This is a genomic window from Corynebacterium sp. ES2715-CONJ3 (assembly GCF_024814365.1).
GTDB lineage: Bacteria > Actinomycetota > Actinomycetes > Mycobacteriales > Mycobacteriaceae > Corynebacterium.
Window position 1 is genome coordinate 478,522 of record NZ_JANUXS010000001.1, and the last position, 15,824, is coordinate 494,345.

Annotated in this window: 16 protein-coding genes and 1 rRNA gene; 1 reads left to right on the forward strand and 16 read right to left on the reverse strand. The window is 54.3% G+C overall.

From position 1 onward, the window contains the following. Positions 1-38: 38 nt before the first annotated feature. Both bioD and NXT00_RS02200 read right to left on the reverse strand, forming a co-directional pair. A complete protein-coding gene (gene bioD / locus NXT00_RS02195; RefSeq protein WP_259077052.1) occupies positions 39-710 on the reverse strand; it encodes a dethiobiotin synthase in 672 nt (223 codons plus the stop codon). Between the two features lie 10 nt (positions 711-720). Then, positions 721-2,064: an adenosylmethionine--8-amino-7-oxononanoate transaminase gene (locus tag NXT00_RS02200; protein ID WP_259077054.1), complete on the reverse strand. Its 1,344-nt coding sequence runs from the start codon at positions 2,062-2,064 to the stop codon at positions 721-723. Between the two features lie 98 nt (positions 2,065-2,162). Between NXT00_RS02200 and NXT00_RS02205 the strand changes: the two genes are divergently transcribed. Next, positions 2,163-3,650 (forward strand): peptide MFS transporter, encoded by a 1,488-nt coding sequence (locus tag NXT00_RS02205; protein ID WP_259157840.1) that lies wholly within the window; start codon positions 2,163-2,165, stop codon positions 3,648-3,650. On the opposite strand, the gene NXT00_RS02210 is transcribed toward NXT00_RS02205, so the two are convergent. The 14 genes from NXT00_RS02210 to rrf form a co-directional block, all read right to left on the reverse strand. Beyond that, positions 3,625-4,224, reverse strand: a complete 600-nt coding sequence (locus NXT00_RS02210; protein ID WP_259077058.1) for an AAA family ATPase — start codon at positions 4,222-4,224, stop codon at positions 3,625-3,627. The two genes, NXT00_RS02205 and NXT00_RS02210, sit on opposite strands and share 26 nt — an antisense overlap. Positions 4,225-4,292: 68 nt before the next feature. Continuing rightward, positions 4,293-5,099, reverse strand: coding sequence for a ScpA family protein (locus NXT00_RS02215; protein WP_259077060.1), 807 nt, complete (start codon positions 5,097-5,099; stop codon positions 4,293-4,295). After that, positions 5,100-5,972, reverse strand: coding sequence for a ParA family protein (locus NXT00_RS02220; protein ID WP_259077061.1), 873 nt, complete (start codon positions 5,970-5,972; stop codon positions 5,100-5,102). 110 nt (positions 5,973-6,082) lie between these two features. Beyond that, positions 6,083-7,021: a site-specific tyrosine recombinase XerD gene (gene xerD, locus NXT00_RS02225; protein WP_259077063.1), complete on the reverse strand. Its 939-nt coding sequence runs from the start codon at positions 7,019-7,021 to the stop codon at positions 6,083-6,085. Then, a complete protein-coding gene (locus NXT00_RS02230) occupies positions 7,011-7,676 on the reverse strand; it encodes an NUDIX hydrolase (protein WP_259077065.1) in 666 nt (221 codons plus the stop codon). The genes xerD and NXT00_RS02230 overlap by 11 nt, the downstream gene beginning before the upstream one ends. After that, complete coding sequence (locus NXT00_RS02235; RefSeq protein ID WP_259077066.1) at positions 7,676-8,635, reverse strand: copper transporter; 960 nt, start codon at positions 8,633-8,635, stop codon at positions 7,676-7,678. The genes NXT00_RS02230 and NXT00_RS02235 overlap by 1 nt, the downstream gene beginning before the upstream one ends. 2 nt (positions 8,636-8,637) lie before the next feature. After that, complete coding sequence (gene steA, locus NXT00_RS02240; RefSeq protein ID WP_396124893.1) at positions 8,638-9,828, reverse strand: putative cytokinetic ring protein SteA; 1,191 nt, start codon at positions 9,826-9,828, stop codon at positions 8,638-8,640. A gap of 81 nt (positions 9,829-9,909) precedes the next feature. After that, on the reverse strand, positions 9,910-11,637 hold the full coding sequence (recN, locus tag NXT00_RS02245) for a DNA repair protein RecN (RefSeq protein WP_259077068.1): 1,728 nt from the start codon (positions 11,635-11,637) through the stop codon (positions 9,910-9,912). Positions 11,638-11,679: 42 nt separating this feature from the next. Continuing rightward, on the reverse strand, positions 11,680-12,615 hold the full coding sequence (locus tag NXT00_RS02250) for an NAD kinase (RefSeq protein ID WP_396124705.1): 936 nt from the start codon (positions 12,613-12,615) through the stop codon (positions 11,680-11,682). Continuing rightward, the gene (locus tag NXT00_RS02255; RefSeq protein WP_259077072.1) at positions 12,597-13,421 is read right to left on the reverse strand and encodes a TlyA family RNA methyltransferase; all 825 of its coding nucleotides are present in this window, start codon (positions 13,419-13,421) and stop codon (positions 12,597-12,599) included. The genes NXT00_RS02250 and NXT00_RS02255 overlap by 19 nt, the downstream gene beginning before the upstream one ends. Before the next feature lie 14 nt (positions 13,422-13,435). Then, positions 13,436-13,603 (reverse strand): hypothetical protein, encoded by a 168-nt coding sequence (locus NXT00_RS02260; protein WP_259077074.1) that lies wholly within the window; start codon positions 13,601-13,603, stop codon positions 13,436-13,438. Continuing rightward, positions 13,594-14,586, reverse strand: a complete 993-nt coding sequence (locus NXT00_RS02265) for an HAD-IIA family hydrolase (RefSeq protein ID WP_259077076.1) — start codon at positions 14,584-14,586, stop codon at positions 13,594-13,596. Before NXT00_RS02265 ends, NXT00_RS02260 begins: the two co-directional genes overlap by 10 nt. Positions 14,587-14,599: 13 nt before the next feature. Next, entirely contained in the window at positions 14,600-15,604 is a 1,005-nt protein-coding gene (locus NXT00_RS02270; RefSeq protein WP_259077078.1) for a hypothetical protein, read from the reverse strand. Between the two features lie 103 nt (positions 15,605-15,707). Then, positions 15,708-15,824 (reverse strand): 5S ribosomal RNA (gene rrf, locus NXT00_RS02275).

Consider the following 15,824-nt stretch of genomic DNA (forward strand, 5'->3'; position numbering starts at 1 on the left):
GCTTTTAGTGTCCTCTACTTTTCCAGACTTTGGCCATTCTACAAATCGGTGTCCCAACTATCAGGCAACCGAATCAACCCCGGAGGGATCGTCCCATCGATCTGACCCATCCCTGATGGTAGAACTCCTAAGAGTGGGATCCCGCACTGAATGGGGAGTTCCTCGAGATTCAATCGGGTAGCTAGATCAGGATGAGGGGCTAGTTCGCCTCCAATCAAACCGCACACGTCTAGGCCGCGTAGCCTCGCCACCTCAACGGTGAGTTCAGCGAGGTTGAGAGAACCAAGTCCTAAGCTAGTGACCACCACCACTTTGGCATTGAGCGCTGCGATGAGGTCAGCGAAGGACTCAGTGTCGTTGTAGCGCACCAGCAAACCGCCCGCCCCTTCTACGAGGATCACTCCTGGATGCCCGAGTTCTATAGTGGAGATATGATGGGCCATTTCGGCAACGCTTAGAGCGGGTTGCCCGGCGCGCCGGGCCGCTAGATGTGGAGAAAGTGGCTCTGGATAGCGAATACACTCCACTGCTTTCACTCCGCTAAGCTGCGCGATGGTGAAAATATCGCCCGATCCTTCGGGCTCCCCGGTTTGGACGGGTTTTACCACTCGGACGTCATAGCCCGCATGTCGATATTCGACGGCGAGTGCAGCGGTGGCAATGGTTTTGCCGACCCCAGTGTTGGTTCCTGTGATGGCAAGGATATTCATGTTATTCCCGTCATTTCTTAGTGAGGTAGGTCTTGCGGTAGCGCTGATTTTCGTTGTAGACCAACGCGTCGATGGCAGAGGTGATCTTTGCTATTTCTGCTTCGGTCGCGATATAGGGCGGCATTGTGTAGACCAGCGTGCCGAATGGTCTCAGCCATACCCCGTGGCTAACGGCGATAGCGGTGGCTTCAGCCATGTCAACTGGTGCCTTGAGTTCGACAACACCAATGGCTCCCAAAACCCTGATATCTGCAACGATGTCGTATCTCTCGAGTGGCTGAAGCTGGATCTGAAGCTGGTGTTCAATGCGCTGTACTGCCTCTGTCCACGACGATTCCGCAATCATATGTATTGCTTCTTTCGCTACGGCGCAGGCTAAGGGATTCGCCATAAAAGTAGGGCCGTGCATCAGCGCCCCTCCACCCTGGGGACTTGAGATGACCTGGGCTATCGCCGAGGTGGTGATCGTTGCTGCTAGACTCATGAATCCTCCCGTGAGAGCCTTTCCCAAACAGATAATATCGGGCACAATTCCGGCGCTAAGGGTGGCAAAGAGCGTGCCGGTTCGTCCGAAGCCGGTAGCGATCTCATCGGCGATCATGACGAGCTCGTGGCGGTCGCAAATTTTTCGGACACCATGGACAACCTCGTCGTCATGAAAACGCATGCCTCCTGCGCCTTGCACCCTGGGCTCGATGATGATTCCAGCCACCGAATTATCGAGCAGCGACTCTAGTTTGTCGAGATACTCGGCTATCTCCTGTGAGTCTGAGCCGCGCGGTGGTGGTGGCGGTGCGAATATATGCTCGGCGATGATCCTCTTCCACATGGAATGCATGCCATTATCGGGATCACATACTGACATCGCCGCAAAGGTGTCCCCGTGGTAACCGCGGCGCCATGTGAGGAAACGATGGCGCTCTGGGTGGTTTTTACCGCGCTGATATTGCAATGCCATTTTCATGGCTACTTCCACAGCGACCGAACCAGAATCGCAGAAGAATACCTTTTCGAGACCCGGGTCTTTTAAAGGGCACGAACGAGATAGGAGTTTCACCAAGCTGGCGGCGCAGTCGATAGCTGGTTCGTGACTGAGACCTCCGAACATGACGTGGCTCATCCGAGAGATTTGGGTAGTGGCTGCGCTGACGAGTCTGGGGTGGTTATGTCCGTGGGCTACGGCCCACCACGAGCTCATGGCATCAATGAGCTGCTCCCCCGTTGCCAGGGAAATGATCGTTCCCGCGGCTGAGCTCACGATATATGGGTCTATGGGTGCGGGACTCGAACTATAGGGGTGCCAGAGATGGCGTTGGTCCTTCTCGATGAGGTGCGCAACAGTGGGTAGGTTCATATTTCCTCGATTCCTTGACTGCAACCTATCTTAAACACCGTTCAAGAATAAGAGCGAATATGCCACCTAAGGCTTGCTGATTGTGGATAATTTCAACTATGACCTCGATTAAACAGCGTTCAAGAACGAGTCCGCGTCATCCCCTAGCCACCGTGAGTGTGGTCAGCATTGAAGCCTGGGAGCGTTTCAGCTTCTACGGCATGCAAGCTATCCTCGCCTACTACCTGTACTACTCGGCCGGTGAGGGAGGACTAGGCATAGACAAGGCGCACGCGACTGCGCTCATAGGCGCCTACGGGGCTTTGGTCTATCTCTGTACCTTTGCGGGCGGATGGATATCCGATCATCTACTCGGTCCCGAAAAAACTCTCCTAGGCGGAGCAACCATATTGTGCCTGGGACACCTTATACTATCCCTCATCCACCCAGTACTAGGACTCGCCCTCGGGTTAAGTCTTATCGCCTTAGGTTCTGGATTGCTCAAAACCGCCGCTATCACCATCCTGGGCGCTGTATACAGTTCTGACTCAGACTCGGATCGCGAGGTAGGTTTTCAATTTTTTTATCTCGGTATTCAAGTCGCAGCGGTTCTCGGTCCTCTCCTAACGGGATGGCTCGCGCTGACATGGGGATTCCACCTTGGCTTCTTGGCAGCGGCTCTTCTTATGTTTATTGGTATGGGGATCTACCTTCTCCTGCGCACTCTCATGCTCACTCGTCTCAATAACGCTGCACGCACAAAGGTAATGTACCCCGCTCAACCCTACTCTCTTCGCACCGCGCTTCCAGTTATAGCTGGAGCTCTAGCTCTTCTCGCCGTCCTCGTCGGACTGGCTTCACGAGGAAGTATCAATCCACACCACCTTGCTGTGCTTCTGCTTGCAGCTACTGCCTCAGTGGCCGTGGTTCTCTTTGTTACCGTCCTGCGCTCAGCTCAGGTAAGCGAATCTGAGCGCACACAGGTGTGGAGGTTCGTTCCAATTTTTATAGCCTCGGTGTGCTTCTGGGCGATGATGAACCAAACTTATGGGGTTCTCGCAGTGTACTCCGATATTCGACTCAATCGCAGCTTCCTTGGGTTCATAGTGCCAGCAGCGTGGACCCAATCGCTCAACCCACTATTTGTTATCGTCTTCTCCGCTCCTGTGACCTATATATTCGCCCGACTCGGTAACCGAGCTCCCTCCTCTGCCAATAAACTATCCATCGGAGTCATGATCACAGCTCTGAGTTTTTTGGTTTTCATACCTCATGCGGGTGGTACGGCAAATAGCACCCCTCTCATCGCCGTGGTCTTTGCTATCTGGATCGCAGCTATGGGTGAACTTTTCTGCGGACCAATAGGGATGGCCGCGACCGCAGCTCACGCACCCAATGCTTTTCGCACTCAGTTCTCAGCGCTCTTTTTCCTTACCCTTGCTATAGGCACCGCCTTGGCGGGGACAATTTCGCGATTCTACGACCCCAGCAGTGCTGAGGCAGAGATTCGCTACTTCTTAGGCTGCGCAGTCACAGGTCTGGTCGTCGGCGCTCTGACATTAGTCGCAACGCGTTCTCAACCTAAAAGTCACTCGGCAAGTAAATAGTCCGGGTAGCCTCCGCGAAAGCGTCGGGCCCTAAAGACCCGATTCCGTCCTGCAGACTCCCCAAAAAAGGCACACCCGTACGCGCCACAGCATCCATCAGAATCAGGCGCGTCTTCAAATCAGCCCCAAGGGGAAGTTTGCCACCCAAAAGACCACCCACCGTAGCGCCACAAGCGGTAGCAAAATCGACGGCCCGCAAAGCTATCTTTACGGCCTGCTCATCCATTCCGGAAACTACGATGAGCGGGGCATTAAGATCCGCAGCGATATGGGCAATGGTCTTTGCCCCAAAGAGCTCAACATCGAGGCCACCGGAGCCCTCGACCACCACAGTCTTACCAGCATCGATTAGTTCGCGCACTGAGGCGATGGGATCGGGGTCTTGGGAAAAATCTTTGCCTTTAATCCCGGTGAGTCTCTCAATGGTGCCAATATCGGGGGTCCAAGCGCTCAACGCGGCAACCTTTGCAGGTATAACGTCTTCGCCGCGGTCCTTGAGTACCTTAACGATAGCGGCTGCTGCCGTTGTTTTGCCTACCCCAGAAGCTAGGCCCGAAACCACAAGTGCTGGCATTATCGTAGCCCCTCTTTCCTGTACCCCTCTTATAGTAACTGTCTGCACGCCTGAATCAATGTCGCTGCTCATTCCCACGTACTGGCCGCCACCACTGCGGGATCAACATCCAGCCCAGTCCAGGAAATCCGCAGATCTTCTAGCGGCTCGTCCTGCTCCATGAGGATGGCACGTGCCTTGTACAACTCCAAAAGCGCAAGAAACCTACCCACCACTATGATGCTGCGGGAATCGGCAAAAGTAGAAAAGTTAACCCACTGGTGTGGGCCATACTCGTGCAAGATCTGAAGAACCGTGCCTGCTTGCTCAGGTACTGAAACGCTCACATGGTGAATATGCGCTGTAGCGACCTCCTCAGCAGGTTTCGGCCGGAATACACTTGCCGCGAACTCCGCGAAGCTCTCCCTCGTATGACCTAGGTTGACTGGTGCTAAGAGATCGACGAATTGAGGATCCATACTCAGGGCATGGGGATAAGACAACTGGGCTTGGCGCTGCCACTGCCGCAATTCTTCGGCTACCTTCTGATAGGCCTGATATTGCAGTAAGCGAGCAAATAAAAGATCTCTAAGCTCGAGGTATTCAATATCTTCTTCCACCTGACCACGCGGCAGTAGTCGAGCTGCCTTGAGATCCAGGAGGGTCGCCGCAACAACTAGAAATTCGGTGACCTCATCGAGACCAGAAAATTCACCGAGCTGCTTGGTGTACTCTACAAAATCATCTGTCACTGTGGCCAAAGCGATATCGGTAATATCCATCTTCTTGGCGCTAATGAGCTGCAGAAGCAAATCAAAGGGGCCTTCGAAGTTATTTAACACTATGCGGAAGCCAGTAATCTCAGGCTGCACCGCACGATGCGGAATTGTAGGCATTTAACCGTGTGTGCGCTCGATAACCTCACGAGCCAATTGGCGGTATTGGGCAGCGCCAGCCGACGATGGAGCCCACGTGGTGATCGGTTCTCCAGCAACAGATGTCTCAGGGAAGCGCACCGTGCGAGTAATCACCGTGTCAAATACCTTGTCGTCAAATACTTCCACCACTCGCGACATCACTTCTCTCGCATGGGTGGTGCGCCGATCAAACATTGTGACCAGGATACCAACAATATCCAGATCGAAATTGAGACGATCACGAACTTTTTCCACAGTGTCAGTTAATAAAGCTAGACCGCGGAGGGAAAAATACTCGCACTCCATGGGAATGATGACCCCGTGGGAACAGGCCAAGGCGTTGACAGTCAGTAATCCTAGGGAGGGCTGACAATCAAGGAGTATATAGTCGTAATCTTTCATGACCGGCCTGAGCGCACGAGCTAGGGTTTGCTCGCGACCAACCTCGTTGACCAACTGAATTTCAGCAGCAGAGAGATCAATATTTGCGGGCACTAGATCAAGACCGGGTACCCCAGTTGAATGAATAGCGCCGTGGATGCTGACGCTGTGATCTACCAAAAGGTTATACACGGTGAGATCCAACTCATCGTGAGGGACCCCCAGACCCGCGGATAGCGCTCCTTGCGGGTCGAGATCGACTAAGAGTACTCGACGTCCCGCCTCAGCAAGACAAGCGCCGAGATTGATGGTGGAGGTCGTTTTTCCCACGCCACCCTTTTGGTTACACATCGAGATAATAGTAGCTGGGCCGTGCTTGTCGAGCGCGGCCGGTTCTGGAATATGGCGTAATGGGCGTCCGGTGAGACCGACCGTGCGGTCCGGGGTCTGGAAAAGACCATTATCAGCCATCAATACATCCTTCTACGTCTGCCCACCGATTACTGCGCTTTCTTCCTATATGATAAATCACATGGTGGTTATTTTAGCGATTGCAGAAGGTGTTTTGCCACCATAAAGTATTACTTGAGACTTTTCTTCTGTGCAGTCGACCGTGGGTGAGAGCTGCTCCACACTCGCCGTAAGTCCTCCACAGTGACATGAGTATAGATCTGGGTAGTAGTGACCGAGGAGTGTCCCAAGAGTTCTTGCACCACTCGAATATCCGCCCCTGACTGCAACATATGGGTCGCGAAACTATGCCGTAGGGTGTGCGGCGAAATATCTTTGTCAATTCCAGCCCGATTCGCGGCGTGTTTCAAGATCGCCCATGCCGACTGCCGAGATAAGGTACCTCCGCGTTTATTGAGAAAGAGAGCAGGGCCGCTGCCCCGGACCAAAGCCGGTCGCGCCCTGATGAGGTAGTGCTCAATCGCCTCGCGTGCCATCCTTCCGATAGGGACGATGCGTTCCTTACTGCCTTTGCCTTTTAGTTTCAGCATCCCAGTAGATTCGGAGATATCGTCAACCGAAAGTGCAACAACCTCACTAATGCGGGCACCCGTTGCGTAGAGCAATTCCACGAGTGCGCGATCGCGAAGGTCGTATATGGAGGCGTATTCGCTGTGTGGAATAGCTTCAATGAGAGACTCAACCTCGGCTATGGAGAGTGTATCAGGCAGGTGACGTCCTTGAGCAGGCGGCGAGACTTCCGCCGCCACATCGGACTCGAGTAAACCTTCGAGAAAACAAAACTTGTGCAAACCCCGCACCACCGCCAACGCTCGCGCAACAGACGCAGCAGCTAGAGGCTTCGCAATCGCTCCGCTGCGCAAATCGTAGATATAAGCTTCGATATCGGCGGTGGTAACCTCGCTAAGATCACGGCGCTGTGCCGCGCTCAGCCACCCTAGATAGCGATCCACATCGCGGCGGTAGTTGCTGAGAGTGTGCGCACTCAGACCTCGCTCAACTGTTAGATAACTCAACCACTGCTGAGCGGCCTCAGCATTAGTGGTCACCTTGTGCGTCTTTCTTTTTCATATCACCGGTCAGGCCCATAGCTTGCCGACGCTGCGCCAGTTTCACTGGGCGTAGCGAAAATTCGCTCGTCTCAGATCTTAAGGCCTGACCAGTACTGCGCAGTCGCCACGCCGTCATGAGCCCTACTATAGCTATTGAATTGACGATCTCACCTTTCATAATCATCTCAATAGCCTCGTTAAGATCAACCCACAGAACGCTCATATCGGCCTCTTCGTCGTGGGCTACAGGTTGAGATACGAGACTGAGCTCCTCAGCTTGATAGATGCGCACCGCCTCATCGCAAAAGCCGGGGCTGGTCACCGTATCACAGAGTAGCCCCCACCGGTTTGCTGACAGACCCGCTTCTTCAGCTAGTTCGCGACGTGCCCCCTCAAGGGGATCTTCCCCTGCGATATCTAACAGTCCAGCTGGTAGTTCCCATAGGCGCTGATCGACCGCTCGGCGGTACTGCTTTATGAGGAGAACGCGGTCATTGTCGAGCGCAACCACTGCTACTGCGCCGAAGTGCTCAACGACCTCACGATAAGCGAGCGTGTCACCTGGCATCATGACTTGATCGCGGCGCACCGCGATGATAGGGGCTTCAACCAGTAGTTCGGAGCCCACCACTGTAAACTGATGTGCAGTCATTATCCTATGCGCGGTGCTGGTGAAGCTGCGTCGGCACTAGCGGCTGCACCATATGCGCCAGAGGAACCACGCAGCTGCTCCTTCAGCGCTAGGACAGTCGCGATCTTGGCCCATGTTCGGTCGATGGAATCGACCGTTGAGACTGCAGAGCGCGTGCTCGGATTAGACCTTAGAACCCCAATTAAACCAGTGTCGCTCGCAGCGTGCACCCGGCCAGCCACAACCAGACCTCCCGCACGGGCATCAATAGCTTCGGCAAAAGCCGCCTGAGTAGTCACCGTGAAATTATCATCGGTAGAGCCAGGATTATCCCCCGTTAGGAGGACAGCGACGTGCGCTGGTGAGATGCTGCCGTCCTCATAATTAATAAAACCGGCCTCCTTAAGCGCACCCAAGACGATCGCGCGTTCCTCCGGGCTTGCTTGAGGCTTCTGCTCCTCAGTTCCCTCCCTAACGGGCTCGAACATCAGAGTCGATCCCAAGGACTCCCCTGCATGGGTGCCGGGATCAAGTTTATCGACACTCAGTTGAGCACCAGCGGGAAGAGTGAGAGTTACGGTGTTTTTTAAACTGTCAGCTCCAGCTTGATCAAAGAATTTCTCGGTGAAATAGATTGTGCCAGAATTACCAGCTCCGGCCTGATCCAGCAGGGCGCGCATTGCTTCCACATCGGCTTTATCGGCTTCGGCAGTAGCTAGTATCAGGACTCCGCGATCAATAAGTGCTTCTCGCACCGCTGCGGCTGAGATATTGTCGATAATGGCATCGGCACTCTTCGATTGAGCCTGAGCTATAGCGACATCCTCACGTGCAGCATCCCGTTCGGCTGCAATGGAACCTACCCGTATTGCACTGCCTGCTGGGAGATGGGGGGCCAATATATAGGTACCCAGGCAGACTCCGCCTGCAAGACCCAACCAGATACCAGTTAAAACAGCGTGTCCGCGACCAGTTTTCATCTCTACTGTCCTTTCACGAGGTTTTGGAAGGAAAGGGCGATATTATTCCATGTGTTTACGAGATTATCCATAAAGGACGCATCACCGCCGAATCCTGCGATCACAGTGACAGTAGCTGCGAAAACGAGAAACGCCAGCAGAGCCCACAACCAGCCCAAACGCGAGCCACCACTGACCGAGTACAGACTCGATATCGCCGTAGCGTCGACAAGCTTGGGTCCCAATTTGGCGCGCGTTAATAACTGAGCGGGATTGGCGCTGGCAGCTTGGGCAAAAAGCCCATCAAGACTAAACGAGGAACCGGCGCTCACCACGAGCTCTGCGCCGTGATAATCGGCCAGAAGAAGAGCGAGATCAGTAGAGCTATCCACAGCGGAGGGGAAGGTCATTGCACCGATACCGAGGTCTTGTATCCGCTCTAGACCAACTGCATGCCCGTCAGGATCAGCTGGCAAAATAACCCGCGCTCCGCAGCGCAGCGCCTCGTTACCCACGACCAGTGGATCGCCAACTATATATTCCGGGGTATATCCATGGTTGACCAAAATATCCGCGGCTTGATCGACAGCGATAATAACCGGCTCATATTCTCGGATAAAGAACTTCAGGCTAGCTAGTTGCTCTGCGGCCCCTATGCCAGGGCTGACAACGAGAGCTTTTCGCCCCCACATCTCGCGCCCCACCTCGGGTATTCCCAAACCATCAATCAGCAAAGGGGATTCGGAATTGATAAATTCGATGGTATTACCAAAGTAGGCATTCATAGAGTCCAGCAAATTCTGCTGCGCATCGGCGAAAAGCACACTAGCTGCAGTCATAGTCATAGGAACGCCGGCTGCGATGAGCCGCTCACCGTAATATAATTTGCCGTCATCGGTGAGACGTGCCTTCTTGCCATCTTTAAGATTCTCCCAGATTCCGGCTCCAGTAGCTTCCACCAGCATAATTCCGCTGTCGAGCAATAACTGCGGGCCGAAGTTAGGAATCGCGCCTGTACTGAAACGCTGGGAATTGATAACCGCAGCTGGTTTCACATCGATGAGACGCTGCGCCAAGCTGCGAGAGATATCAGCGACATCGATAACCGCGATATCACCCTCACGCAAGCGCTTAAAACCCTTGCCGTGGATGGATAGATCGCGTGTAGCTCCCTGGAGTCCGGGAAGGTCTGAGGAATGAGAGAATAAACCCATGCGCTCAATCTTTGCTCTTTTCGATGCCCAATAGGGTGAGCCACGCAGCAAAAAGTCCTAAAAAATTCCCTTGATGCTTCTCTAGCGCATCATGCGCACTTCATCTTGGGCCTTTTCGAGTAGCTCACGAGCATGGGCACGCCCAGTGGCGGTATCTTCAAGTCCCGCGAGCATTCGCGCCAGTTCTTCTATACGCTGATTATGATCGAGGGAGGAAATACCGGAGACAATTGAGGCCTCGCCTACTTCTTTCGACACGTGGATATGGGTGTCAGCATAGGCTGCTACCTGGGGTAGGTGAGTCACGACGATCACTTGGTGATGGGTAGCCAAGCGGGCGAGTCGACGGCCAATCTCGACTGCAGCACGACCTCCGACTCCGGCATCGACCTCGTCGAAAACTAATGTGGTACCGTGCGAGCTCGCTGCCAGGATGACTTCAAGAGCCAGCATGACGCGAGATAGTTCACCACCCGAGGCTGACGACGCCAAGGGGCGGGGTTCGGCCGCGCTATTAGCTGCAAGTAAAAATTCCGCCTCATCGATCCCCGTCTTGCCTGGTTCTATACGCCTCATCTGCACACTGAAAACCGCCTTAGACATGGCTAGACCGTGGAGCTCATTGCTTACCTGCTTGCTTAAAGTTGCAGCTGCCTTTACGCGCTTGTGGGACAGCTTTTTCGCTGCCTCCAGCATCTTTTGCTCGGCAATACGGGTGTCTTCTCTGAGCGCGTCTAAGGCATCAGGGGAAATATTGATAGTCTGACGCTTCGCTTCCGCTTTAGCCAACCATTTCAGCACTCCGGTAATGTCGGGCGCATATTTTCGGGTCAGTGCTTTTAAATCCTGCTGACGCTTCAGCAGATTGTCCAACTCCTGGTCGTCGGTTGGTAGAGCACTCAGGTACGAACCTAACTCCGCCGAGATATCGCTCAGCGAGCCTGTCATATCCCGCAACCTCGACCCCAATTCGTTAAGAACTGGATCAGAACTGGAATTCAAATATGTGTGCGCTCGCCCGAGCAGATCCGAGGCACCTTGGACTTCCTCAGTATCAAACTGGGAGAATTCTCCAGAGCCGTCGATCGCTGACAGTGCCCCAACAGTATGCTCTCTGAGTTCGTCTACGTCTTGTAAACGCCTAATTTTCTCGAGAATGTCTTGATCTTCATGAGGGCTCGGATCAATGGCTCTGATCTCTTCAATAGCAAAGTCGAGCCGATCAGCCTCTTGAGCTAATTCGCGCCGCGACTCAGTGCGCATTTTAAGATCCGCTTTGAGACGGGACCATTGTTTGTACTTTTCAGCATACTCGTCGGCCGCCTTCTGGATGGCTGGATCTAACCTGTCGATCGCCTCGAGCTGTCGTTCGGGAGCAAGCAGTCTTAATTGGTCGTTTTGGCCATGAATGGTGAGGATATTAGCGCTAAAATCCGAAATATTGGCAGCTGGAACTGCTCGGCCTCCTAGATATGCTCGAGAACGACCAGCAGCGCTCACTGTTCGGGTTACTATAAATTCGCCATTTTCATCGCTTGTCCCTCCAGCTGTGTCAACCACGCGCTGAGCCTGCTCGCAGATAGACTCTTCAATCCCAGCGAGGCTGAAATGTCCTTCTACCGCAGCCTGCTTGGAACCGGTACGCACTCGGCTCGCATCGGCTCGACCACCCGTGAGCAGGCGCAGGCCGGTAACGAGCATAGTCTTGCCAGCTCCTGTTTCTCCGGTGAGAACGGTGAGCCCTGAGCTTAGCTCCACTGAGGCTTTGGGAATGACACCGAGATTTTCAATACTGATATCCGCGAGCATATAACTATCCTACCGAGAATTCGCACATATATGCGATTATGATCATCGTGTTTGAATGGGGCCACGCCACCCTTGAGTGGGTAGCTTCAACTTGCTCACTAAACGATCGGTAAAGGGACGATCATCCAACCGTACCCACTGGATGCCTTGTTGACCGCGTCTGATTTCAACACGGAATCCCGGGGGTAATTCAATGGTGCGGAATCCGTCCATCACGGCGTAGGCGGGATGGCTTGATGCACTCGATTCAATTGCGACCGTCGACCCTGGGGCCACCACCAGTGGTTTTGTGAATAGCGCGTGGGCGTTATTGGGTACAACAAGGATGGCATCAAGTTCCGGCCAAAGCACTGGGCCACCGGCTGAAAATGCATAGGCGGTTGAACCAGTGGGGGTAGAAACGATGATTCCATCGCAGCCATAAGAACTAACCGGCCGCCCGTCAATATCAAGGATGGCGTCGAGTACCCCAGTTCGAGTTTGGTTCTCAACGCTGAGCTCATTAAGAGCCCAGCCGGAACCGAGAGGTTCACCTGCCGGGCCCAGAGCCGAGATATTGAGGGTCATTCGCTCTTCAATCCGGTAATCTCCGGAGATGACCCTTAGGACTGCTTCTTCTAGCGAGTCTTTTTCCCACTCTGCGAGGAAGCCGATATGGCCTAAATTGATGCCTAGAACTGGCAATTGAGCGAAATAAGCGAGATCAGCAGCCCGCAAGAACGTGCCATCGCCACCCGTAACGAAGACGAGGTCAATGCCTTCCACAGCGCCGGGACCGTGAGTAACACTGGGAAATTTCCTGAGAACAGGGTGACTGGCAATGGTTTTATTCTCGGGGTTAATGAGAATCCTGACAGCTATTCCTGCCTCACGCATCATACGCGCTGCAACAGCAGCAGAGTTGATATTGGCGGCACGGCCGGCGTGGGGTACGAGGAGTACACTAGTGGGCTGGTGGGTCACTGTGGCCCCTCTAATACGGCTTGCTGAACCATCGTTGTTATCTCGTCTTCCGATCGCAGGTGTGCGGCTCCATCTTTGCGTAGCCACAAGAAATACTCTACATTTCCTGATGGTCCAGGTAGTGGCGATGCCACGACGGCGTTTACCGAGCACCCTACACTTTGAGCAAATAACGCGATATCGCGGGTAACCTCTGCTCGCAGCTCTCTACTGCGCACTACGCCGCCGTTCCCTAGTCGTTCTTTACCGACCTCAAATTGGGGCTTGACCATAGGAAGTAAATCTGCGCCCATAGTTAAGCACTCAATAATGGGGGGTAGTGTGAGAGTGAGGGAAATAAAAGAAAGATCTCCTACCATTGCCTCGCAGAGACCTCCACACATCTCGGGTGTGAGGTGTCGAATATTCGTGCGATCTAAAACTCGCACGCGAGCGTCATTTTGCAAGCGCCACACGAGTTGTCCGTACCCTACGTCGCAGGCCACAACTTCGGCGGCGCCCCGACGCAGCACCACGTCGGTGAACCCTCCGGTGGAGGCTCCAGCGTCGAGAACCTTTTTCCCTTTAAGATCGAGGCCTAAAGGCTCGAAAGCTTCTAATGCCCCGAGCAGCTTATGGGCTCCGCGCGAAGCCCAGGTATCCAACTGACTGCCGACGACTCGAATCGAGATATCGGGGTCGACCTGAGTTGCCGGTTTGAGTGCGAGTATTCCCGCCACAAAGACGCGCTGTTCGCGAATCATGTCGACGGCATGCTCGCGCGATCGAGCGATTTTCCTCCGGACGAGCTCTGCATCTAAACGTTTTCTGTTTACGGCCACGAGTTCTCGCCCCCTTATTGCAAGGCCCGATGAAGTAATTCATGGGCGGCGTTTAAGACTTCGTACTCATCATCTAGGCTAGCAGTAGGACGAGCCAAAACGTCGACAACCGTGCGCTTGAGTTCATTGGGGTCGATTGAGGTGCTCTCCGGACCGGGTTTTGGCATCTTCGCTATTGCCACTGATCCACTGCCTTGGCTGCGCTCTCACCCTTGACACTTATACTTCCAGAGAAGGCTGACTCTTGGTGCCAGGCGAGTTGAAGGACAGTACGCAACGCTTGATCAGGACGCGACTCAGAATCTCCACCGGACAGCACGATATGATCACCGTCCCAATGGGCCACGAAACCGCCTTGCGCCCCTGGCTTCAGCGTTTCCAGCGGTTGCCGGACGTCGCTGAAATCCCGAGCGATATATGTAGGGCGCTCGTGCTGAGGTGCTCGCAGAAGTGCGAAATGTTTAGAGACGCCAGTAAGTACGTGGAGAGTGTCAAAACCCGCAGCCACTCCGCCAGCGATATCGGTATTGAGGCGATCGCCTACGCCCAAAGGACGCTTAGATGAGAGCTTGGCCGCGGCGGAATAGAACATAGCAGGCTCCGGCTTGCCCGCGGACGTGGGAGCGATGCCAGTCGCGTGAACGACGGCTTGGATCATCGATCCATTACCCACCATCAGCCCCCGCTCCATGGGGAGGGTCGAGTCCAAATTGGAAGCAAAATACTTAGCGCCCTGTGCGATTGCTAAGGCCGCTTCGGATAATTGAGCCCAACCAGTTTGAGGATTGTGGCCGTGCAGGACGGCTTTAGGGTTATCGTCGGCGGAATCGACAACTATATATCCAGCTGTGGTGGCCAAGTCCTTGAAGGAATCCGTTCCCAACACATAAACGGAATCACCAGGTTGTAGGTGATCAGCCGCCATCTCCACCGCTGCTTGGGCGGAGGTAAGAATCTGCTCCGTACCCGTGGGAACACCCATCTTAGAAAGCAGGGAGGCAACCGTACTGGGGTGCCTGGAGGCGTTGTTCGTAATATACATAACCGGCACTGTGGTCTCGTTGATCACATTCTCAACATAAGGGAGAAGCCTACCGCCCTCCCAGACGGTTCCGTCCAGGTCGAGCAGTAGGCTGTCGTAATGATCGAGGGCGCATTTCGTCATGCGCACTATATTACTAGGATAGCTCTCGCAATCTCTCATCGGCATCGAGAAGACGATCGACATCTTGTTTATCGGCGTGGCTGAACCACTCTATCGCTTCCTCGGTACGTCCCACCTGAGCTAAAGCATCGGCATAGGCATAGGACAGACGGGCATAGGCAGGGTCGATCTGTCGCGGATCGGGATTTTCCTGTTGCAAGGTTGTGACAGCAGAATCAATCTGACCGAGATCGCTACGAGCTCCGGCTACCACGATGGCGAGCTCAATCTGGGAAGCCCGATCCAACCCCTCATGCTCCTCGCGTGCCAGCTCAATTGCTTTAGCTGGACGCCCCAGTCCGCGCTCGCAATCTGCCATAACTGCGACCAATCCGGGTCCGGCTGACATCCGTCGTGCCGCACGAAGCTCAGACAGGGCTTCCTTCCACTCGCCGGCATGATAGGCAACTATGCCGCAGGTTTCCCGCACGACCGCGATTCGACCCGCCCGATCTTTAGCTGCGCGGGCGTGAGATAGCGCCAATTTGGGGTCATCTGCGAGCCATGTGACGGCCATAACCAAGTGCTTGGCCACAGCATCTGCGTTATCTTTCGATAGCACCTTGAGATCTTGCACAATCATTGGGTCCAGAACGGACGTGTCAAGGTCGCTGGGGATCTGCGGCTCATTGATGCGCTTATTAATGCGCTCCTCGCGATAGCCGGGGCGCTGCGCGTGAAAACTCCGCTTCTCAGGGCGAGAGGCGCCTGCGCGATTAGCGTGACGACGATCGCCGCCACCACGCCTATCATCCTCGCTGTGCCTATCACCGCCGCTGTCTCGACGGTCATTACTCCGGCGGCGTTCGTCGTCTCGACCGCGCCTATCCTCGTCACGGGGCCTACCTCGCCCCTCTTCGTCGCGTGACCATCTGCGCTGCGGAGTGCTCCGACGCGGCGCTCCACTGCGATGGCCGTTGTCTTGTCGACCAGATCCGGGCCTCCGGGAGTTTCTTGAAGAGTCATTGTGTTGAGTCATGATATCCATTTTCTACATACAAAAAGCGTGACGTATTGAATATTAAGGGCTATTCCTTAGCATTCAACACGTCACGCTTTCTATTGTTCACTGTTAAGTTTTAGGTCGGCGGTGACTTACTCTCCCACAAACTCCCGTTTGCAGTACCATCAGCGCTACCAGGCTTAGCTTCCGGGTTCGGAATGGGACCGGGCGTACCCCTGACGCAATAACCACCGAC